This window comes from Tepiditoga spiralis (assembly GCF_014701195.1).
Taxonomy (GTDB): Bacteria; Thermotogota; Thermotogae; order Petrotogales; family Petrotogaceae; genus Tepiditoga; species Tepiditoga spiralis.
In genome coordinates this window covers 1-18,821 of the sequence record NZ_AP018712.1, presented here as the reverse complement: position 1 = coordinate 18,821, position 18,821 = coordinate 1, and the positions used below count along the sequence as shown (strand labels likewise).

Annotated in this window: 19 protein-coding genes; 6 read left to right on the top strand and 13 right to left on the bottom strand. The window is 26.0% G+C overall.

The annotated features are described in order from the left end of the window. Window positions 1-42 precede the first annotated feature (42 nt). The 7 genes from IGS63_RS00095 to IGS63_RS00065 all read right to left on the bottom strand — a co-directional run bounded on the left by IGS63_RS00095 (window position 43) and on the right by IGS63_RS00065 (window position 5,655). Window positions 43-1,206, bottom strand: a complete 1,164-nt coding sequence (locus IGS63_RS00095; protein WP_232521245.1) for a CD0519/CD1768 family membrane protein — start codon at window positions 1,204-1,206, stop codon at window positions 43-45. 116 nt (window positions 1,207-1,322) lie between these two features. Beyond that, entirely contained in the window at window positions 1,323-2,123 is an 801-nt protein-coding gene (locus tag IGS63_RS00090) for an ATP-binding cassette domain-containing protein (protein WP_190615027.1), read from the bottom strand. Further along, window positions 2,107-2,865, bottom strand: coding sequence for an energy-coupling factor ABC transporter ATP-binding protein (locus IGS63_RS00085; protein WP_190615026.1), 759 nt, complete (start codon window positions 2,863-2,865; stop codon window positions 2,107-2,109). Before IGS63_RS00085 ends, IGS63_RS00090 begins: the two co-directional genes overlap by 17 nt. Before the next feature lies 1 nt (window position 2,866). Next, the gene (locus IGS63_RS00080; protein WP_190615025.1) at window positions 2,867-3,613 is read right to left on the bottom strand and encodes a class I SAM-dependent methyltransferase; all 747 of its coding nucleotides are present in this window, start codon (window positions 3,611-3,613) and stop codon (window positions 2,867-2,869) included. Between the two features lie 2 nt (window positions 3,614-3,615). Next, window positions 3,616-4,263: a hypothetical protein gene (locus IGS63_RS00075; protein WP_190615024.1), complete on the bottom strand. Its 648-nt coding sequence runs from the start codon at window positions 4,261-4,263 to the stop codon at window positions 3,616-3,618. A gap of 155 nt (window positions 4,264-4,418) precedes the next feature. After that, on the bottom strand, window positions 4,419-5,231 hold the full coding sequence (locus tag IGS63_RS00070) for an Mrp/NBP35 family ATP-binding protein (RefSeq protein ID WP_190615023.1): 813 nt from the start codon (window positions 5,229-5,231) through the stop codon (window positions 4,419-4,421). A gap of 1 nt (window position 5,232) precedes the next feature. Then, complete coding sequence (locus IGS63_RS00065; protein WP_190615022.1) at window positions 5,233-5,655, bottom strand: OsmC family protein; 423 nt, start codon at window positions 5,653-5,655, stop codon at window positions 5,233-5,235. Between the two features lie 231 nt (window positions 5,656-5,886). Here IGS63_RS00065 and surE point away from each other — a divergent pair, with 231 nt between their 5' ends. The 4 genes from surE to IGS63_RS00045 all read left to right on the top strand — a co-directional run bounded on the left by surE (window position 5,887) and on the right by IGS63_RS00045 (window position 8,627). After that, window positions 5,887-6,657: a 5'/3'-nucleotidase SurE gene (gene surE / locus IGS63_RS00060; RefSeq protein ID WP_190615021.1), complete on the top strand. Its 771-nt coding sequence runs from the start codon at window positions 5,887-5,889 to the stop codon at window positions 6,655-6,657. Beyond that, window positions 6,647-7,180 carry a peptide deformylase gene (gene def / locus IGS63_RS00055; RefSeq protein WP_190615020.1) on the top strand — a complete coding sequence of 178 codons (534 nt, stop codon included), beginning with the start codon at window positions 6,647-6,649 and terminating at the stop codon, window positions 7,178-7,180. The genes surE and def overlap by 11 nt, the downstream gene beginning before the upstream one ends. Further along, entirely contained in the window at window positions 7,177-8,109 is a 933-nt protein-coding gene (gene fmt, locus IGS63_RS00050; RefSeq protein ID WP_190615019.1) for a methionyl-tRNA formyltransferase, read from the top strand. Before def ends, fmt begins: the two co-directional genes overlap by 4 nt. A gap of 146 nt (window positions 8,110-8,255) precedes the next feature. Then, on the top strand, window positions 8,256-8,627 hold the full coding sequence (locus tag IGS63_RS00045; protein WP_190615018.1) for a hypothetical protein: 372 nt from the start codon (window positions 8,256-8,258) through the stop codon (window positions 8,625-8,627). A 16-nt stretch (window positions 8,628-8,643) separates the two neighbouring features. Here the strand turns inward: IGS63_RS00045 and IGS63_RS00040 are convergent, their stop codons facing one another. Genes IGS63_RS00040 through IGS63_RS00030 form a run of 3 tightly spaced genes read right to left on the bottom strand, consistent with a single transcriptional unit; the run spans window position 8,644 to window position 12,557 of the window. Next, entirely contained in the window at window positions 8,644-10,806 is a 2,163-nt protein-coding gene (locus IGS63_RS00040; RefSeq protein WP_190615017.1) for an efflux RND transporter permease subunit, read from the bottom strand. Next, on the bottom strand, window positions 10,803-11,399 hold the full coding sequence (locus tag IGS63_RS00035; protein ID WP_190615016.1) for a TetR/AcrR family transcriptional regulator: 597 nt from the start codon (window positions 11,397-11,399) through the stop codon (window positions 10,803-10,805). Before IGS63_RS00035 ends, IGS63_RS00040 begins: the two co-directional genes overlap by 4 nt. Window positions 11,400-11,438: 39 nt before the next feature. Further along, on the bottom strand, window positions 11,439-12,557 hold the full coding sequence (locus IGS63_RS00030) for an alpha/beta hydrolase family protein (RefSeq protein WP_190615015.1): 1,119 nt from the start codon (window positions 12,555-12,557) through the stop codon (window positions 11,439-11,441). Between the two features lie 125 nt (window positions 12,558-12,682). Between IGS63_RS00030 and IGS63_RS00025 the strand changes: the two genes are divergently transcribed. Beyond that, window positions 12,683-13,246, top strand: a complete 564-nt coding sequence (locus IGS63_RS00025) for an MBL fold metallo-hydrolase (RefSeq protein ID WP_190615014.1) — start codon at window positions 12,683-12,685, stop codon at window positions 13,244-13,246. A gap of 1 nt (window position 13,247) precedes the next feature. Further along, entirely contained in the window at window positions 13,248-14,564 is a 1,317-nt protein-coding gene (gene rlmD, locus IGS63_RS00020) for a 23S rRNA (uracil(1939)-C(5))-methyltransferase RlmD (protein ID WP_190615013.1), read from the top strand. A gap of 15 nt (window positions 14,565-14,579) precedes the next feature. Here the strand turns inward: rlmD and IGS63_RS00015 are convergent, their stop codons facing one another. From IGS63_RS00015 to dnaA, 3 genes are all read right to left on the bottom strand, one after another. Beyond that, the gene (locus IGS63_RS00015) at window positions 14,580-15,764 is read right to left on the bottom strand and encodes a glycine C-acetyltransferase (RefSeq protein WP_190615012.1); all 1,185 of its coding nucleotides are present in this window, start codon (window positions 15,762-15,764) and stop codon (window positions 14,580-14,582) included. 25 nt (window positions 15,765-15,789) lie between these two features. Further along, window positions 15,790-16,827: an L-threonine 3-dehydrogenase gene (gene tdh, locus IGS63_RS00010; RefSeq protein ID WP_190615011.1), complete on the bottom strand. Its 1,038-nt coding sequence runs from the start codon at window positions 16,825-16,827 to the stop codon at window positions 15,790-15,792. Between the two features lie 179 nt (window positions 16,828-17,006). Further along, a complete protein-coding gene (gene dnaA / locus IGS63_RS00005) occupies window positions 17,007-18,371 on the bottom strand; it encodes a chromosomal replication initiator protein DnaA (RefSeq protein WP_190615010.1) in 1,365 nt (454 codons plus the stop codon). Window positions 18,372-18,821 lie beyond the last annotated feature (450 nt).

Sequence of the window (18,821 nt, the reverse complement as noted above, 5' to 3'; positions counted from 1 at the left end):
TTTATATAAAACGTACAAAAAATAAAATATTTTGACATATTTTTATAAAAATAAGACGTACATATAATGAGTTATTATACCAGCACAAAGTCCAGCTATTGTATGAGAAAGTATTGCTTTGCTTGCTAATTTTCTTGCACCAAGTGTATCCATCATTGCTATATGAGTTGATAGATATCCACTCCAAGTCATACCAAGTGCAGTAAATACAGCTACATCATTTCCAGTTAGAATACCTTCTTTTATGAATGAAGGTATTAAAGCCATTGCTGCGCCTGTTGATCCAAGTGAAGTTAATGGAAAGGCTATTAATTTAGCTGAATGAAATCCAAATAAAAATTCTAAAACTCCTGAAATTTTACCAAAAACCCAAGGTAAAACAGGTACGCCTTCATAAGCTAAGCCTTGATATCCAATATTTGGATCAGAAGGTCCATAAGTTACTATCATTACAAATGTTGAAATGATTAAAACTCCAGGTATTATTGAAAGACCTAAGTCTACGCCTGTTTTCCCACCTTCAAGTAAGGCATCTAAAAATCTTGAACCAGCATTTCCTTCTCTAACTTTTCTCCAGCTAACTGTTGTATTTTCAAATTCTCCTTCTTCACCATAAAACTTTTTAGTAAACATAGAAAAGATTCTAACGCTTATAACACTTCCAACAATTGCTCCAATATTTCCAATAAGTACAGGTAAAACAAGATTTTCACCAAGAGCAGACGATTGAGCTATCATAAATGTTGTTACAATTAATCCCATTCCAAATGCTGTTCCCATGTTACACAAGAGAGGAACTTGCCATCTTTCAAAGTATTTTATAAATTCTTTATCTTTTGATAAGGATAAGATAGCGGGATTATCTGAAAGATAAGTAGTTAAAATACCAAGTGAAGCTGCACCAGGCAATTTATACAAAGGTTTCATAAGTGGCTTTAATATTTTATTCAATAAGTATACTACACCAAACTCTGAAAAAAGTGCACCGAGAGCCCCTGTAAGGACTGCAACAGCCATTATAAAAAATACAGTATTTAAAAGTAAATCATGAGCCGTTGCCATAAGGGTTTTAAATAAATTACTTCCCCCCATTACATTACCAAGTGGAATAAAGATTGCAAGAAATATTGTTAAGAATATGAATGGTTCTAAATCAAAATGAATATTTCTTTTTTTTACACTGTTTGATTTTATTTTAGTGCTCACAGAACTCCCTCCATAATTTAGTTTTTAGTTTCTAAATTAATATATATTAAAAGATAAAAAAAAACAAGAGCTAATCGCCTTATAAAAAGTAAAACAGAGGCTTTTAACTCTTATTATTATAACATTGCTATTTTATCCTTTAATTTGTCATTTTTTAATAAAGCTTTTTTATATAGCTCTAATTTTTCATCAAAAATTATTCCTGCTTCAGAAAGAAAGTTTTGATCTAACTTTATAAAATCATCAAACTTTCCTTTAAAAATTAAGTTTGAGTTTTTCATGATTGCAACTAATGGTTTTAATTCTAAGAATTCACTTATCCAATGTGTTGATAAAATTATAGTCTTTCCCATATTGTTTAATTTTTTTACTGTATTAAAAACAGATTTTCTTGTTGAATAATCTAGTCCAACTGTTGGTTCATCAAAGATGATGTATTTTGGATTATATGATAAAACAGATATTATTGCTACTTTTCTCATTTCTCCACCAGATAAACTAAAAGGACTTCTATTTAAGTAATCATAAGGTAATCCAACTATATCCATATAAAATTTTATTTCTTCTTTTTTCAAATCAACATCAAAATTTTTAGGTGCATAAAGAATTTCTTCAGCTATTGTTGGTAAAAAAAATTGAGATTCTGGATATTGAAATATTATTCCAACTTTTTTTCTAAGTTCTTTCATATTAGTATTTTTATTATTTGTTTGAAGGGTATCTACAGTAACTTTTCCATTTGGAATTATTAACCCATTTAAAGTATTTAAAAGTGTACTCTTTCCAGAACCAGTATGTCCAATAAATAACCATAGCTCTCCTTCATTTATTTTTAAATTAACTTCATTTAAGGCTTTTTTTTCAAAGGGTGTGTTTATTCCATAACTAAAGCTAACGTTCTCAAGTTCTATCGGCAAGTTTATTCACCAACTCTTCATAATTCATATGTAATATTTTTTTTGTTCTTATTTCTATTGGTTCTTCTATATTTAATTTATTTGTTTTATAAAAGTTATTTTTATTTCCATCAAAGATTATTTTTCCATTTTTCAGAGCTATGATTCTTTCTACATCCCTTAAATCTTGTGAATGATGAGAGGCTATAACAACTGTTTTTTTCAGTTCTACAAGTTTTTTTATTACAGTGTAAACTTCAAGCCTACCAACTGGGTCAAGCATAGTAGTTGGTTCATCCATGAATATTACTTCTGGATCCATTGCAAGAATAGAAGCTATTGCAAGTCTTTGTTTTTGTCCACCTGAAAGAGTGTTAGGGTCTCTTTTTTCAAATCCAGACATTCCAACAATACTCAAAGCCCATTGTATTTTTTTTATCATTTCTTTTCTTGGTACACCCATATTTTCCATTCCAAAAGCTACATCTTCTTCTATTGTAACTCCAACTATTTGATTTTCGGGATTTTGAAAGATGTATCCAATTTTTATTCTGTTTTTTTCATTTAGTTCTTCATTTTCAAAAAAAACTTTTCCATTATAATCAAATAGTATTCCGGAAAGTATCTTCATTAAAGTTGATTTTCCACTGCCATTATCTCCAACTATTCCTGTAAATTGACCTTTTTTTATACCAAGAGAAACATTATTTATAACTTTTCTTTTTCCGTAATTGTAATTTATATTTTCACATTTTAAAATCATTTTAATCTTCCTTTACTGATTTATATACTCTAGCACCACCAGATTTTACAACATCAGTAACATTTCCAAATATATTTTTCATATATTCTTTTATTCTTTTTCCACCTTTATTATGAAATGCAACGAGTTGCATTGTTCCTTCGGTATTTAAATGTTTGAATCCATCTTCAATTAATTTCATCCATACATGTTTACCGGCAACTATTGGGGGATTAGATATTATCATATCAAATTTTTCATCTTTCCAAGGTTCAAATAAATATCCTGATCTTACTTCAACATTTGCATTATTGTCTTTTGCATTTATTTTTGTGAATTGAACTGCTCTATTATTTATATCACTCATAAAGACTTCTATGTTTGGATTTTCTTTTTTTAAAACAATTCCTATTACTCCATATCCACAACCTATATCTAAAAGTTTTTTTCCAGTTATTTCTACATTTTCTATTAACAATGCAGAGGCCCTATCAATTCTCTTTTTCCCGTAAACACCAGAAGGAGCTTTTAATTTGTAAATATGAGAATTATGTAATACAAAAGTTAATTCTTTTATAGTCAATTCAGATGTAGGATTTTCTGTATAGTAATGTTCAAAAATTTTTTCTTTTTCTTCTTCTATTGGTTTTGAATTTTTTTCCCTTTCATTTAATATTTTTATTACTTCATCGACTTTTAAGTTGTATAATTCATCTGAACTAAATAAATCAACAACTTCTTCTCTTTCTTCTTCTCTATTTTTTTTCATTTTTACCTCCAAATTTCTACTTTTAAATCAAATGAATAAGCATCATTTAATTTATAAAATACAAGTCCACCAGGAATTATAGAATAATTTCCCATAAAATTCATATAAAAACTAATATCTAGGTTTTCATTTTTAAAAAAATTATATCCAAAATAAGCAGAAAATCCTCTCATTTGAGCTAAATCTTCGGGAAAAGCTTTAAAATAATAATTTAATCCATTTTCATCTAATACAACATTCAACATTTTAAATGTAAAGTTACTACCAATTATAATTTTTTCAAACTTAAAGTTCAATAGTATACTTGCACCAGCATATCCAGCATAAGTTGGTGAAGCAGTTTCAGTAAAAGAGTTCCACATACCAATGCCAATATTGAATGGTTCATAATTTAAATTAATACCAGCCTGAATATCATTATTTTTTAATGGATTGTTTAAATTTAAATTTATACTAAAAAAAGGTTCTATTCTTTTTAGAACTTCCTTTTTATAAGAAAATGAAATTGATTCAGTTGATAATTTTATATAATTATTTTCATCTTCAAAACCTGCTCCAATACTTTTTGGAGGATTTATATCAGCAAAAACTCCTGAAAAACTAAATATACTAATAATTATAATCAATAAAATAAATATTTTCTTTTTCATTTTTACCCCCTAATTTATATAAAGTATTTATATCTATTAATTATACCATAATAAAAAATAATTTATTATAACATAATGTTATGGGTTTGAAAAGTAAAAATATTCAATATAAATAAACAAAAAAAGATGATTTAAAATCATCTTTTTTTGTTTATTTATATTTCTGATTTGGCTATTATTTTTTTAGCAAGTTGAGTAAATGGTGCAACCATTTCAGGAGTTCCAAAGTATGCTGCAGGTTTTCCATTATCCATATTTTCTCTAAGTGAAGCATTTAATGGTATTTCTTGTAATACTTCTAAGTTATATTTTTCAGCAAGCTTTTTTGCTCCACCTTTTCCAAAAATATAATGCTTTTTCTTACATTCATCACATACAAAGTAAGACATATTTTCAACAAGACCTAATGTTTCGTGTTTCATCATTTTTACAAAGTTAATTGCTTTTTCAACATCGTCTTGAGAAACGTCAGAAGGAGTTGTAACTATGACTGCACCTTGAATATTTTTGAAATTTTGGAATATTGTTAATGATTCATCTCCTGTACCTGGAGGACAATCAACTACTAAATAATCTAATTCTCCCCATGAAATATCACTAACAAATTGCATTATTGCGCCTGTTTTTAATGGACCTCTCCATACAACAGGATTACTTTGATCTTTTAAAAAGTGTGACATGGAAATAAATTTTATCCCATTTACTTCTGGAGGCATAACTTCTTCTCCAACTTGATAAGGATATTCTTCACGTCCTCCAAGCATTCTTGCAACATCAGGACCGTGTAAATCAACATCTAATAATCCTACTTTTCTACCTTCAAGAGCAAGAGAAACAGCTAAGTTTACTGCAACTGTTGATTTTCCAACTCCACCTTTACCACTCATTACTACTATTGTTTTTTTTACGTTCTTTAATCTGTCATTTGCTTTTTCTATAACAAGATTAATGTTATTAACACCAGCCATACTACGCCTCCTTGATTATTATCTCATGTGTTACTTCTGCGCTTTCTTTGAAAATAGCAGAAGCTGAACAATATTTATTTTGAGATAAATTCACTGCTTTTTCTAATTTATCCATTGGTAAGTCTTTACCAGTAAATTCATATATTATCTTTATGTTTGTATATATTTTTGGATGTGTTTCCTTTCTATCATATTGTAATCTTATTTGAAAGTCATCTAATTCAACATGCATTTTTTCAAGTATCATTACAACATCTATTCCTGTACAACCAGCTAGACCAGCTAAAAGATGATTCATTGGAGTTGCTGCAGTTTGTTCATAACCATTTCCAACTTTTGAATCTGTATGTATTTCAAATCCATTCTTTGTTTTAGTAAAAAAATGATACTTATCTTGTCTTTTAAAAATTAATTCTTCAGCCATTTTATCCCTCCAATTTATATAAGCCTTATTATATCATATTATATCACTTTTTTATATACATTAGTTAATTCTTATGTTCTAAAAGTAAAAAATGAGTAACATAATTTCTAATGATGTTTTTAAAGTTTTTTAATATTAATTAACAAATAATATTTTATAAAATTCTAAAAGTAAAAAATATTTAAAAACAATATAAAAGAAAGATGTTAAAATATGATTGGAGGTGCTTAAATGAATATTTTAATATCAAATGATGATGGAATTATGGCTCCAGGAATTTCCATTTTAAAAAGTTTTTTAGAAAAAGATCATAATGTTTTTGTAGTTGCGCCCGATGTTGAAAGAAGTGCAACAGGACACGCTATAACTGTTAGAAATCCTTTATGGGCAAAAGATGTTATGGTAAATAACAAATTATTTGGTAAGGCTGTTAATGGAACTCCAGCAGATTGTGTTAAACTTGGTTTAGAAGCTATACATAAAGACATAAATATAGATTTAGTAATAAGTGGAATAAATAGAGGTCCAAATCTTGGAACTGATGTTTTATATTCTGGTACTGTATCGGCTGCAATAGAAGGTGCAATGAATGGATACCCTTCAATAGCTGTATCGAGTGCAGATTTTACTAATCCAAATTATGAAACAGCAGCAAAAATAATATTGGATATAATAGAAAAATTTGATTTTAAAACTGTACCAGAATTTACTACTTTAAATATAAATGTACCAAGTATATCTTATGATGAAATAAAAGGAATTAAAATAACAAGACAAAGTAAAAGACGTTATGATGATTACTTTGAAGCAAGAAAGGATCCATTTGGCAATACATATTATTGGATGCTTGGTAATGTAGTTGAAGATGATAATAACAATAATTCAGATTACTTAGCAGTAAATGAAAACTATGTTTCAATAACACCATTAACAGTTTTTTTAACAAAAAAGGATTATATGAAAGAATTAAAAGATATATTGGAGGTAAAGTATGAATCTTGAAATAAGAATAATAGGTGATCCAATTTTAAGAAAAAAAGCTAAAGAAGTTGTTATTTTTGATGAAAATTTTAAAACTATAATAACAGATTTTTTTGAAAAAATGTATAAATGGGATGGTGTTGGACTTGCAGCACCACAAGCTGGAATATCTTTGAGATTTTTTGTTATGGATGATGGTGAAGAAAATGGAAAAAAAGCTGTTATTAATCCAGAAATACTTGGGTTTTTAGGAGAAGATATTGATTTTGAAGAAGGTTGTTTGAGTATACCAAATGTTTATGCTCATGTAATTAGAAAAGAAGGAATAAAGGTTCGTTATCAAGATGTGGAAGGGAATGTAGTTGAAGAAGAATTACATGGATATACAGCAAGAGTATTTCAACATGAAACAGATCATTTAAATGGAATTTTATTTACAGATAGATTGTCTGTAGTACAAAAAGCAAAGTTAAAAAAAGAGTTATTGAGATTGGGAAAAGAAGGAAAAAAGAAAGCAAAAGAATTAGGAGAAGTAAAGTTATGAAAGATTTAAGAATAGTTTTTATGGGAACTCCAGATTTTGCCACTATAGTATTAAAAAGCTTAATAGAAAATAATTATAATATAATTGGAGTTTTTTCTCAACCAGATAAACCAAAAGGAAGAGGAAAAAAGTTACTTCCAACTCCGGTAAAAAAATTAGCTATTGAAAATAATATTCCAGTATTTCAACCTAAATCTGTTAATGTTGGTAATGGTTTTAAAAGTTTAGAAGAACTAAATCCAGATATAGTAATAACAGTAGCTTATGGAAAAATATTAAAAAAACAAGTTATAGATCTTCCAAAAATGGGTTGTTGGAATATACATGCTTCAATTCTTCCAAAGTATAGAGGTGCTGCTCCAATTCAAAGGGCGATTGAAAATGGAGAATCTGAAACAGGTATAAGTATATTTAAAATTGTTGAAGCTTTAGATGCAGGTCCAGTTGCAATGATTGAAAAAATAAGTATAGAAAATTCTGATAATCTTGAAACAGTGCATGATAAACTTGCGGAGTTATCAAGTAAGATGATAGTGGAATTTTTAAGTAATTTAAATAATATAAACTTACAAGAACAAGATGATTCAAAAGCTACTTATGCTTCGAAAATTACAAATAATGATTTAATATTAGATTTTCATAAAGAAAGCAGAATTATTTTTAATAAAATAAGAGCCTATGATCCTATTCCTGGAGTTAAAGCAACTATTAATAACCAAATAGTTAAATTATTTTCTGCTGAAATTTTAAACAAAGAAAGTAAAGAAAAACCAGGAACAATATTGAGTTTTGATAAAACGGGAATAATTGTAAAAACAATTGATAGTGCAATAAAAATAGGGAAAATAAAATTTCCAGGTAAAAAAACAATAAGTACTTTCGATGCAATAAATGGAAGAAAATTAAAAATTGGAGATTTTTTTGAATAAAATAAGAATTAACTTATGTTAATTCTTATTTTATTTCATGAGTAAAAAATCACAATCTTATTTTCACATACACGAAAATAAAAAGAAATATTATTTGTATATAATATAAGTGAATTAAATAACTTTTTGTAAAAAGGGGGAATTTTATGAAAAAAGTAGAATTTATCAACAAAATTTGTGAAAGTTTAGACAAAGAATGTTTTAATGAATTTTATTTTGTTGTAGTAAATGGAAAAGAAGATATAGGAAATAATGAAAGTTTAATATGTCCAAATAAAATTTTTTGTTATGATGATAGGATAATTATATCTTCTTATAATTATGAAAAAAACGAAAATATAGAAATAAAAAAATTTATGGAAAAATTAGATAATTTTGAAGATATGGAATTATATGTTATGGATAGTAAAAATAGAATTTTTTCCATAGAAGATAATATAGAAATTTCTTCTGATCAATATGCATCTTTAATATTAGTTCCAGTTGAAAATTATATGGAAATTGCAAATATAAAGTAATTAAAGTGAGCTTAGCTCACTTTAATTTTTTTACTAAGGTTGGAAGTAAGGTTAAACTTAAAACAGAACTTACAACCATTGTTGTCCACATTAAAATAACTAAGTATGTATGAATTTGTAATGGTGAAAAAATCATAGATGAAAAACCAAAAGCAAGTCCAAATGCATTTGCTAATATTGGTGTAGATACATAATTAAAAGCTTCATCAGCTGGATTTTCAGCATTTAATTGTTTAAAATGTCTATAAAGTCCAGAGTAATGTATAGCATAATCTATACCAACACCTATAGTCAAACTTGACATTATACTCGTTATTATACTTAAATCAATACCAGTGTATCCCATTATTCCAAATAAACTCAACAATGTAACTGATATTGGTATTATTGAAAATAAAGCTATAAAGAAATTTTTCTGAGTTATTAAAATCATTATAAATACAAGTACGGTTGCTAATATTAAAGAACTAAGCTGATCAGGGATTATTCTTCTATTCATTTCATCCATTATTAAAGGAATTCCTGATAGTGTGTAAGTTGTTTTTTCATCATTTTTGTTTATTAAAGTTTCTATATTTTTCAAAGTTTTGCTTTTTAAATTTTTTGGAAAAAGTATTATTTTTCCTGTTTTTTGTGAAGGTAGTATAAAATTTTTTAAAGATTTATTTTGAGATGATGCTAAACTATATAATATTTTTGCAGTAAATGAATTTTGAGGGTATTCTTTTTTTCCATATATAAAATTATTCATTACTGATAAAATGTCATAATAGGATACAGCTTTTAAAATATTTCCACTTTCTTTTAGTTCTTTTTCAAGTAATAATATTTCATTTGAAAAATTTGTACTTAATATATCTTCATTAGTTTTATAAGTTAAAAAGATAGGTAATGAACCACCAGTTACTTCAGAAATTTTATCTATACCTTTTCTAACCTCAGTGCTTTTTTTATACATAGTTAGCATATTAAAGTTAGTTTGTAACTTTAATATTCCTGGTATTGAAATTATAATTAAAATTAAAGTTATTATTATGGAGTTTTTTCCTTGTAATTTTTTTAGAAAGGTAGTTACTTTTGATACTTTAGGTTCTGGTATAGTAATTTTTTTATTTTTAAATATAATTAATGGTAAAAATATCCAAGTTGCAATTCCAGCTAAGAAAACTCCAATGCTAGATGCCATACCAAGTTGTTTTATTGCATCAGATTGAATAACTAACATTGATAAAAAACCAATCATTGTTGTAAGAGTTGTCATTATCATTGGTACTCCAACAGCTTTTAATGTTTTAGAGATTGATAACTCTTTATTTTTTGAATTTCTATAATATTCTATATAATGTGACATAAAATGAAGTCCATCAGCACTTCCTAATACTATTACGAAAATTGGTACTAGAACAGTCATTACTGATATTTCACCAATGAACCAACCAAGAAATCCAAGGGTTAATAATGCACCAATTCCAGCTGGAAAAACTGAAAATATAGTAGCTTTTAAAGATCTAATTCTAGCCTTAAAAGTAGCAAAAATTATTATAATAGATAATGGAGGTATTATTAAAAGAATTTTTAAAAGATAATCAAAAACTTTTGTTTGTAAGTAAGTATCTCCTGAAACATAATATTTGACTTTTTCAATATCTAACATTTTTTCAATATTTTTTAATGCATTCAATGGTTTTGAACTTTCATTTACCATGACTGTAAATGAAGCATAATTTTTTGAATCTTTTTGTACTAAACTTTTCATTATATCCATATTATCAATATATTTTAGTATTAAATTTAAATCTTTTTTATTTACTTTACTAACATCTTTTAAGGTTAAACCAACTGGTATTTTTTCTGGTGTGGGACCAATAACCATTGATACTCCAGTTATTTTTTCCATTTTATTTTGTATATCTCTAAGTTTTTTAATTCCTTCAATAGTTCTTAAGTTTTTATCATACTCTAATAAAAACATCATTTGTTCAGATGTACCAAAAGTTTTATTCATTTCATCATATCTTTTTTTATAGGATGAATGTTTAGGCATAAATAAAGTAAAATCAGTGTTTATTTTAATTTTAAAAATACCCCAAATTGATAGTATTATTAATAATAACATAAAAATAAAAACTAATTTTTGATGTTTTTTAATAAAGTTTGTATACTTTTCAAAAAAATTCATATTTTCACCCCGTTTAAAAATATTTCTATTACAGTATCTATTTCTTTTTCAAAATTTTCACTTTTTAAATATAATTTTTGAAATAAAAGCATTAAAATCATTCCTATAAAAGATCTTACAGCTACATAAGAATCTATATTTTTAAATTCTCCTCGTTTTAACCCTATTCCATAAACTTCATTTGCATTACTTTTAAATTCATTAAAAATAGATTTTATAACTTTTTCTTTTAAAATTTCATCATATTGAATTTCATTAAAAATTATTTTTAAATACTTTGAATATTTGTTAAAAAAAGATAATCTTTCCATTATTATTTCTTTTAAAATAATTTTTATATCTTTTTTTGAAAAATTTTTTATAGTTTCTTTTAAATCTGAAACCGCAAATTCTTTTATAAAAACATCAATAGATTCAGATACTACTGCATGTAAAATATCTTTTTTCTTTTCAAAATATTTAAATATAGTTCCTTCAGAAACTCCAGCTTTTTTTGCTATTTCAAGTGTTCTTGTTGAAGCAAATCCTTTTTCTGAAAATAATTCTATTGATGCTTTTAATATTTTTTGTTTTGTTAATTCTGATTTTTTCATATTTCACCTCTCTTTGAGAATACTCATATTATACTATATTTAAGATTCCAACCAATCAATCATATAATCAATAGCTATTTCATGATTCCCAACTTGACAATGCTGTTCACCACCTTCAGCCTTTGTAAAAATTTTTCCTGTAAGATTTTTTGCATATTTTAACTTTTTCATTAAAATATGATAGTGATTCAATGGAATATAATGATCTTCTTCTCCTGCAAGTAATAAAACATCACATTTTATTTTTTTTGATATATTTTTGAGAGTATGTTTTTTTAAATTTTTATAAAAATCATAAGGAGAGTTTGTTCCAGTTATATACATTCCATGAGCTATTGCCCAATTTAAAATTAATTCTTTTTTCATTGCTTTGTTTAAAATAAAATTTAGTATATTTTTTTGTTTTGTAAAAAATAGGAATTTTATTAAATATCTAAAAATTTTTGGAAATGGATGTATCATACAGTCAAAACCATCATATAAAATATCATATGCTATTACTTTTTTTATTCTTTTTTCAAATGCTGCAGCTCTCAATGAAAAATATCCACCCCAAGATATTCCAATAACAAAAACATCATTTAAATTGAAATAATTCAATACAGCGCTCAAAGAATTTTCCCAATTATATTCAAAATATATCCCGTTTTTTAGCGTTAATCCTTGACCAGGACCTTCAAAAAGATAAACTGTATAACCTTTTTCTGATATTTCTTTTATTGAAAGATAAAATTCTTCTATAAAAGAATCATATCCACCAAAAGCTATTATTTTTCCTTTTTCAATTTTAGAATTAAAAACAAGTGTTTTCATTTGTGAATTTTTATAGGGTACAAAAAATTTTTTCACATTCTTATCATTGTCTATGACTTTATTAAAATTATGTATGGATAAATTATACATTTTTTCCTTATTCACATCTTTTTCAATTAAAAAAAATTCAGCAAGTCTGTAATAAAATGCTGCATGTAAGTATCTTTTTTCATGTTCTGCAATTTTGCCTAATTTATTCCATACTTTAAACCAAGATTTCATATCTTTTATTTCTTTTGCAGCTTCATACACTTCTTTTTCATTGCAAGCTTTTTCTCCATAAGTTAGTATTCTATTAATTTGAAAATCAAATTGCTTTATATTTGTAAAGTTTTTAAAAGCCATAAATACCTCCAAAATAATATTTTATCAAAAATAAGTAATTACTCACTTTTATTATACTATATTATTTATTTTATGTCAATAACAACTTTAAAAATTTTATAGTATAATTAAATCGAGGTGGTACAATGATTGTAGAAAAAATAGTATCAGATACATTTCAAACTAACACGTATATAATAAACAAAAAAATTGTGATAGATCCAGCAAGTGATTTTACAAAGTTGATAAAAGAACCTGTTGATATTCTTTTAACTCATGGGCACTTTGATCATATTCTTGGATTAAAATTTTTAAAACTTGAATATGTATATATTCATCCAAATGATTGTGAATTGTTAAAAGATTATAAAAAGAACTTATCTTCACTTATAAATAAAAAAATAGAATTTGATATTGAATGTAAAGATATTACTAAATTTTTTGAAGTTATTCATACACCTGGTCACACAATGGGTTCTTGTGCAATAAAAATAGAAAATTATTTATTTACAGGGGATACATTGTTTACTGATTCTATTGGAAGGACAGACTTTCCTGGTTCTTCTGAAAAACACATGTTTGAATCATTAAAAATTTTAAAAGATTATTTAAAAAATATACCAGAAGATACTATAATTGCACCCGGACATGGTCCAATGACAAGTGTTGAAAAGATTTTAATAAATAATCCATATTTAAGGAGTATATAGTATGAGTTTAAAAATTGAAAAGTTAGTTTATGGTGGTTATGGATTTTCTAAAGATAATGAAAAAATTTACTTAATTGATGACGGATATCCAGAAGAAGTAGTTGAAGTTGATGAAATAAAAAGAAAGAAAAAAACAATTTTTGCAAAGGTTAATAGTATAAAAGAGAGATCACCATATAGAATTAATTCAAAGTGTGAACATTTTCAAAAATGTGGTGGATGTCAGTGGTTAGATTATGATTATAAACATCAATTAACTTCAAAAACAAATATTGTTGAGGAACAGTTAAAACGTATAGGAAAGTTAGATATAAAGGTTAATGATATTATTGCTTCTGATTTTGTTTATAATTATAGAGCAAAGATGGAATTTGGATTTTCTTATAATAATGAAGTTATTTTAGGGTTGAAAAAGAAAAGTTCTAATGAAATTGTAGATTTAAAGAGTTGTCCAATTTCTCCAAAAGAATTTGATGAATTAAGAAATAAAGTAAAAATAATTGTAAATAAATTAAATATTCAAGTTTATAATTCTAAAAATAAAAAGGGGATTTTGCGTTCTTTAGTTTTAAGAAAAAATAATATAAATAATAAAATAATGATGATTTTAGTTACTTCAAAAGAAAATTTTAATAAAAAAGAAGAGTTAAAAAATGAGCTTTTAAAATTGAATATAAGTAGTCTTATACATCTTGTAAATCCAAATAATAAAGTTATTTTAAGTGGTAAGTACAATGTTTGGTATGGTAATGAGTTTTTAGAAGAAAAATTTAATGGTATAAAGTATAAAGTTTTACCAACTTCTTTTTTTCAAAATAATTATAATGTAACTCAAAAAATGTTAGATTATGTTAATGAATATTTGAATACACAAAATACTAATAATAAAAGTCTTTTAGACTTGTACTGTGGAGTAGGATTGTTTGGATTGTATTTTTCAAAAAAATTTAAAAATATAAAAGGAATTGAAGTTTCTAAAACTTCAATAAATTCAGCAAAAGAAAATGCTAAATTAAATAATATAAAAAATATTGATTTTGATGCTCTTGATGCTATTAAATTTTTAAAAAATAGTAAAAGTTATGATTATTTAATAATAGATCCTCCACGTGCAGGTATAGGAATAGAAGGTGTTGAATTGATTTCAAGAAAAATAAGAGAAGGAGTTGTATATATATCCTGTGATCCTTCTACTTTTGCAAGAGATTTGAGTGAATTTGAAAAACTTGGTTTTAAAATAAAATCAGTACAACCTTTTGATATGTTTCCTAATACTTATCATATTGAAAATATATCTATACTTGAAAAAATAAAATAAAACCGCTAAGCGGTTTTATTTTATTATATTTAATTCTTTTCCAATTTTTTCAAATTTTTCTATTGCAAAATCTAAATCTTCTTTTGTGTGGGAAGCACTAATCATAACTCTAATTCTTGCTTTTCCTTTTGGAACTGTTGGGAATCCTATTGAAGTTGCAAAAATTCCTTCTTCAAATAATTTTTTAGAAAATTCTTTAGCAACCTTTGCTTCATAAAGCATTACAGGAGTTATAGGTGTTTCGCTTTGTCCTATATCAAAACCTAATTCTTTCATTTTACCTTTAAAGTAATTTCCATTATCCCATAATTTTTCTACAGGTTCTCCAGAATCTTTAAGTAATTTTACAGCAGCTATACCAGCACCAGCTTCTGCTGGAGATAATGAACTTGAGAATAAGAAAGGTCTTGCCTTTTGTTTTAAATAGTCAATTAAAACTTTTTTACCTGCAATAAATCCACCAACTAAACCAAATGCTTTAGATAGTGTACCAACTTCTATATCTACTCTTCCATGTAAACCATAATGATCAACTATACCTCTTCCGTTTTTACCAAGAACACCTTCACCGTGAGCATCATCAACCATTAAAAGTGCTCCATGTTTTTCACATACTTCAACGAGTTCAGGTAATGGTGCTAAATCACCGTCCATACTGAATACTCCATCTGTAATAACGAGCATTGTATTTGCTCCATTTTCTTTAGCTTCTTTTAATTTTAATTCAAGGTCCTTAGCGTCTTTGTGTTTCCAAACGTATTTGGTTGCTTTTGATAGCCTTACACCATCTATTATACTTGCATGGTTTAATTCATCTGAAAGTATTGCATCACCTTTTTTTACTATTGCAGGAATAACAGCTTGATTGGCATTAAATCCAGATTGAACAACCAAAGTTGCTTCTACGCCTTTAAATTCAGCTAATTCTTTTTCAAGTTCATTGTGGATAGTTAATGTACCTGCTATTGATCTAACTGCACCAGGACCTACTCCCCATTTTTCAACAGCTTTTATAGCTTCTTTTTTTAGTTCTTCTCTATTACAAAAATTCAAATAATTATTTGAACACATATTTAATACTTTTTTACCTTCGATATTTAACCAGGCTCCTTGTGCTGTTTCTAATGTTTTTACTGTTACAAGTAAACCTTTTTCTTTTAATTCTTCCATTTCATTTTTTAAATTTTCATAAAAGTTCATGCTATCCCTCCTTATTTCAATAGAATTATTTTGCTACATTCAATACTATTTTACCACTTTTTCCTTCGTTCATTAATTGAAGTGCTTTTTCAAATTCAGATAAATCAAATTCGTGAGTAACTATTTTATCTAACTTTAATCTATTGTATTTTAACCATTGACTTGCTATATGCCATGTTTCAAACATTTTTCTTCCGGTAACAGCTTTTATAGTTAAGTTTTTAAAAACTGCAGTATTCATTTCAAAAGATATAGTATTTCCTTTATAAACTGCAAGTACAGCAACTTCACCAGCATTTCTAACAGCGTTTATTCCATCGTTTAACGCTTTAACATTACCAGACATTTCAAGTAATACATCAGCACCATGACCATCTGTAAATTTATTTACTTCTTCAATTAAATCTTGCTTCATTGGATTGATTACTAAATCAGCACCAAGTTCTTTTGCCATATTTATTCTATACTCTGATACTTCACTAACTATTACAGCAGCTGCTCCTGAAACTTGAGCAACATTTATAGCCATAGCTCCTATTGGTCCAGCTCCTGTTATTAAAACATATTTTCCTCTTAAATCAAAAGATGTTGCTGTGAAAATTGCATTTCCAAGAGGTTCCATTACAGAAACATATTTTAAAGGAATTTTTTTATCTACTTTCCATACAACAACTTCTGGAACTACAGCATATTCAGCCCATACACCATCTCTATCTACACCAAGAATTTGCATATCTTTACATACATGCATGTTTCCTGTTTTGCATTGATAACATACACCACAAGGAATATGTGTTTCACAAGTAACTATATCTCCAACTTTTACTCCTTTAACTTCTTTACCTATTTCAACAACTTCACCAACACATTCATGACCATTTATTTGAGGTGGTTTTATTCTATTTTGAGACCATTCATCCCATTTCCATATATGTAGATCAGTACCACAAACAGATACTTTTAGTATTTTTAATTTAACATCTTTAGAGTTAACAATTTTAGGTTCTTTTACATCTTCAAGTACAAAGCTTTTTCCTGGTTCTTTCTTTACAACTGCTCTCATTGTATCACTCCTTAGTTTTTCAAAAAATTTTTACATCATATATAGTTTAAATCATAATGAAAAAAATTTCAATGTTATAAATTTCATATTTTAAATATAAAATAAAGATAAATAGCTTTATTTATATATAATTAATTCCTATTAGAAATAACAAAAAAGGCGGAAAAACCGCCTTTAAGTTATATTACATTCATATCTGTTTTTTCTTGTTCCATTTTATTTTTTATATTGTCTAATTTTGATTTTATAAGTTTGTTTCCTAAAACTAAAGATTGATCAATTTTCTTTATAGATTGACTTATAGTTGAATGATTTCTTTTAAGCATTTTTGAAATGTCTTTTACATTCATTTTCCCATAAATTTTAAGCATATAAGCAAGTATTTGACGTGCTTCTGATATTTTCTTTTTTCTAGATGAAGAGTAAAGTTCTTTTCTTTCAATATCATATTCCTGTAAAACACTGTTTACAAGAGTATTTATTTTTATTGTTTCAAAAGCTTCTTTTGAATTATATTTTCTTTTTTCATCATTCATTCTTATTATAGAGTCTACAATTTTTCTTGCAGTTTCCATATTTGCAGGTTTTCCAGTTATTTTAGTATGGAGCATTAGGTTCATAATTGCCCCTCTCATACGTCTTAAATTTCTATCCACATGTTCTGCAAGGTAATGAGCAACATCATCGCTTAATTGAAGAGATATCATATGTGCCATTTTTTTTGCAATTAAGTATCTTGTTCCTGCATCAGGTTCTTCTATATTGACAACTAACCCCATTTCAAAACGACTTATTAATCTTGGATGAAATGTAGCTAATTCTTCAGGGGTTCTATCAGAACAAATTACAACTTGCTTTCCAGAATTAAAAAGCGAATTAAATGTATGAAATAATTCAGTTTGTACAGAGTTTTTTCCTATTAAAAATTGAACATCATCAATTAAAAAAACATCAACAGATTTTCTAAATTTTTCTCTAAAATTATCCATATCTTTAGATCTTATAGCTTTCATCATTTCATTCATAAAGTCTTCAGCTGTTAAGTATTTGACTCTTAAATCTGGAGAATGTTCCAACATATGATTTGCAATTGCGTGCAAAAGATGGGTTTTTCCAAGACCTACGTCACCATATATAAATAATGGATTAAACTTACCAGGACTTTGAGCAACTTCTTGAGCAGAATAATAAGCCATTCTATTTGAATGTCCAACAACAAATGATTCAAATACAAATTCAGTATTAAATTCAGATAATTTCAAAGGTCTTGTTTTTATCATAGGACCTTTATTGATTTTTTTGGAATTATCTATCTTTATATCTGTAAAAGAAACCGATACATCTCTTTTTAAAATATCTGAAAGGGTATCTTTAATAACCTTTCCAAATTTTTTCTCAACAGCTTCTTTTAAAAAAATATTTCCTAATCCTATAATAACTTCATTTTTTTTAATATCAAGTATTTTACTTGTAGAAAGCCAGCTCTTCCAAGTTTCTCTTGATAATTTTAATCTTAATTGTTCAAGTAATTCATCATTATTCATCCCATTCACCTCTCGCAATATATAGCTTATCATAATATGAGAGCTTAATCAAGAAAACTTTCTATTAACTCTATTAAATTTACTTTATAAAACTATTTCAGAATATTTTGAATATAATGCTTTATTAAAAACGCTTTTAATTATTTTTTTATAATTTAATTTGTAAATATTATATTTTTTTATTTTTAGTATTTGAAATAATATTATATTTGAAAATATTATCGTTGATTATTATACATATAAAATTCATATTTTTTTTAAAACATACTTATAAATTAAAAAAAATATGAAAAAAATAAAATGATTATTATAAGATTTTTATAAAAAATTTTTTATATAAGATGATTTTTATTATGTTAAAATTATAAAACTACTATATATGGAAGTAAAAAATATTACAAAAAAAAGAACATAAAAAAAACACCATTTAATAGTGTTTTTTTTATGTAA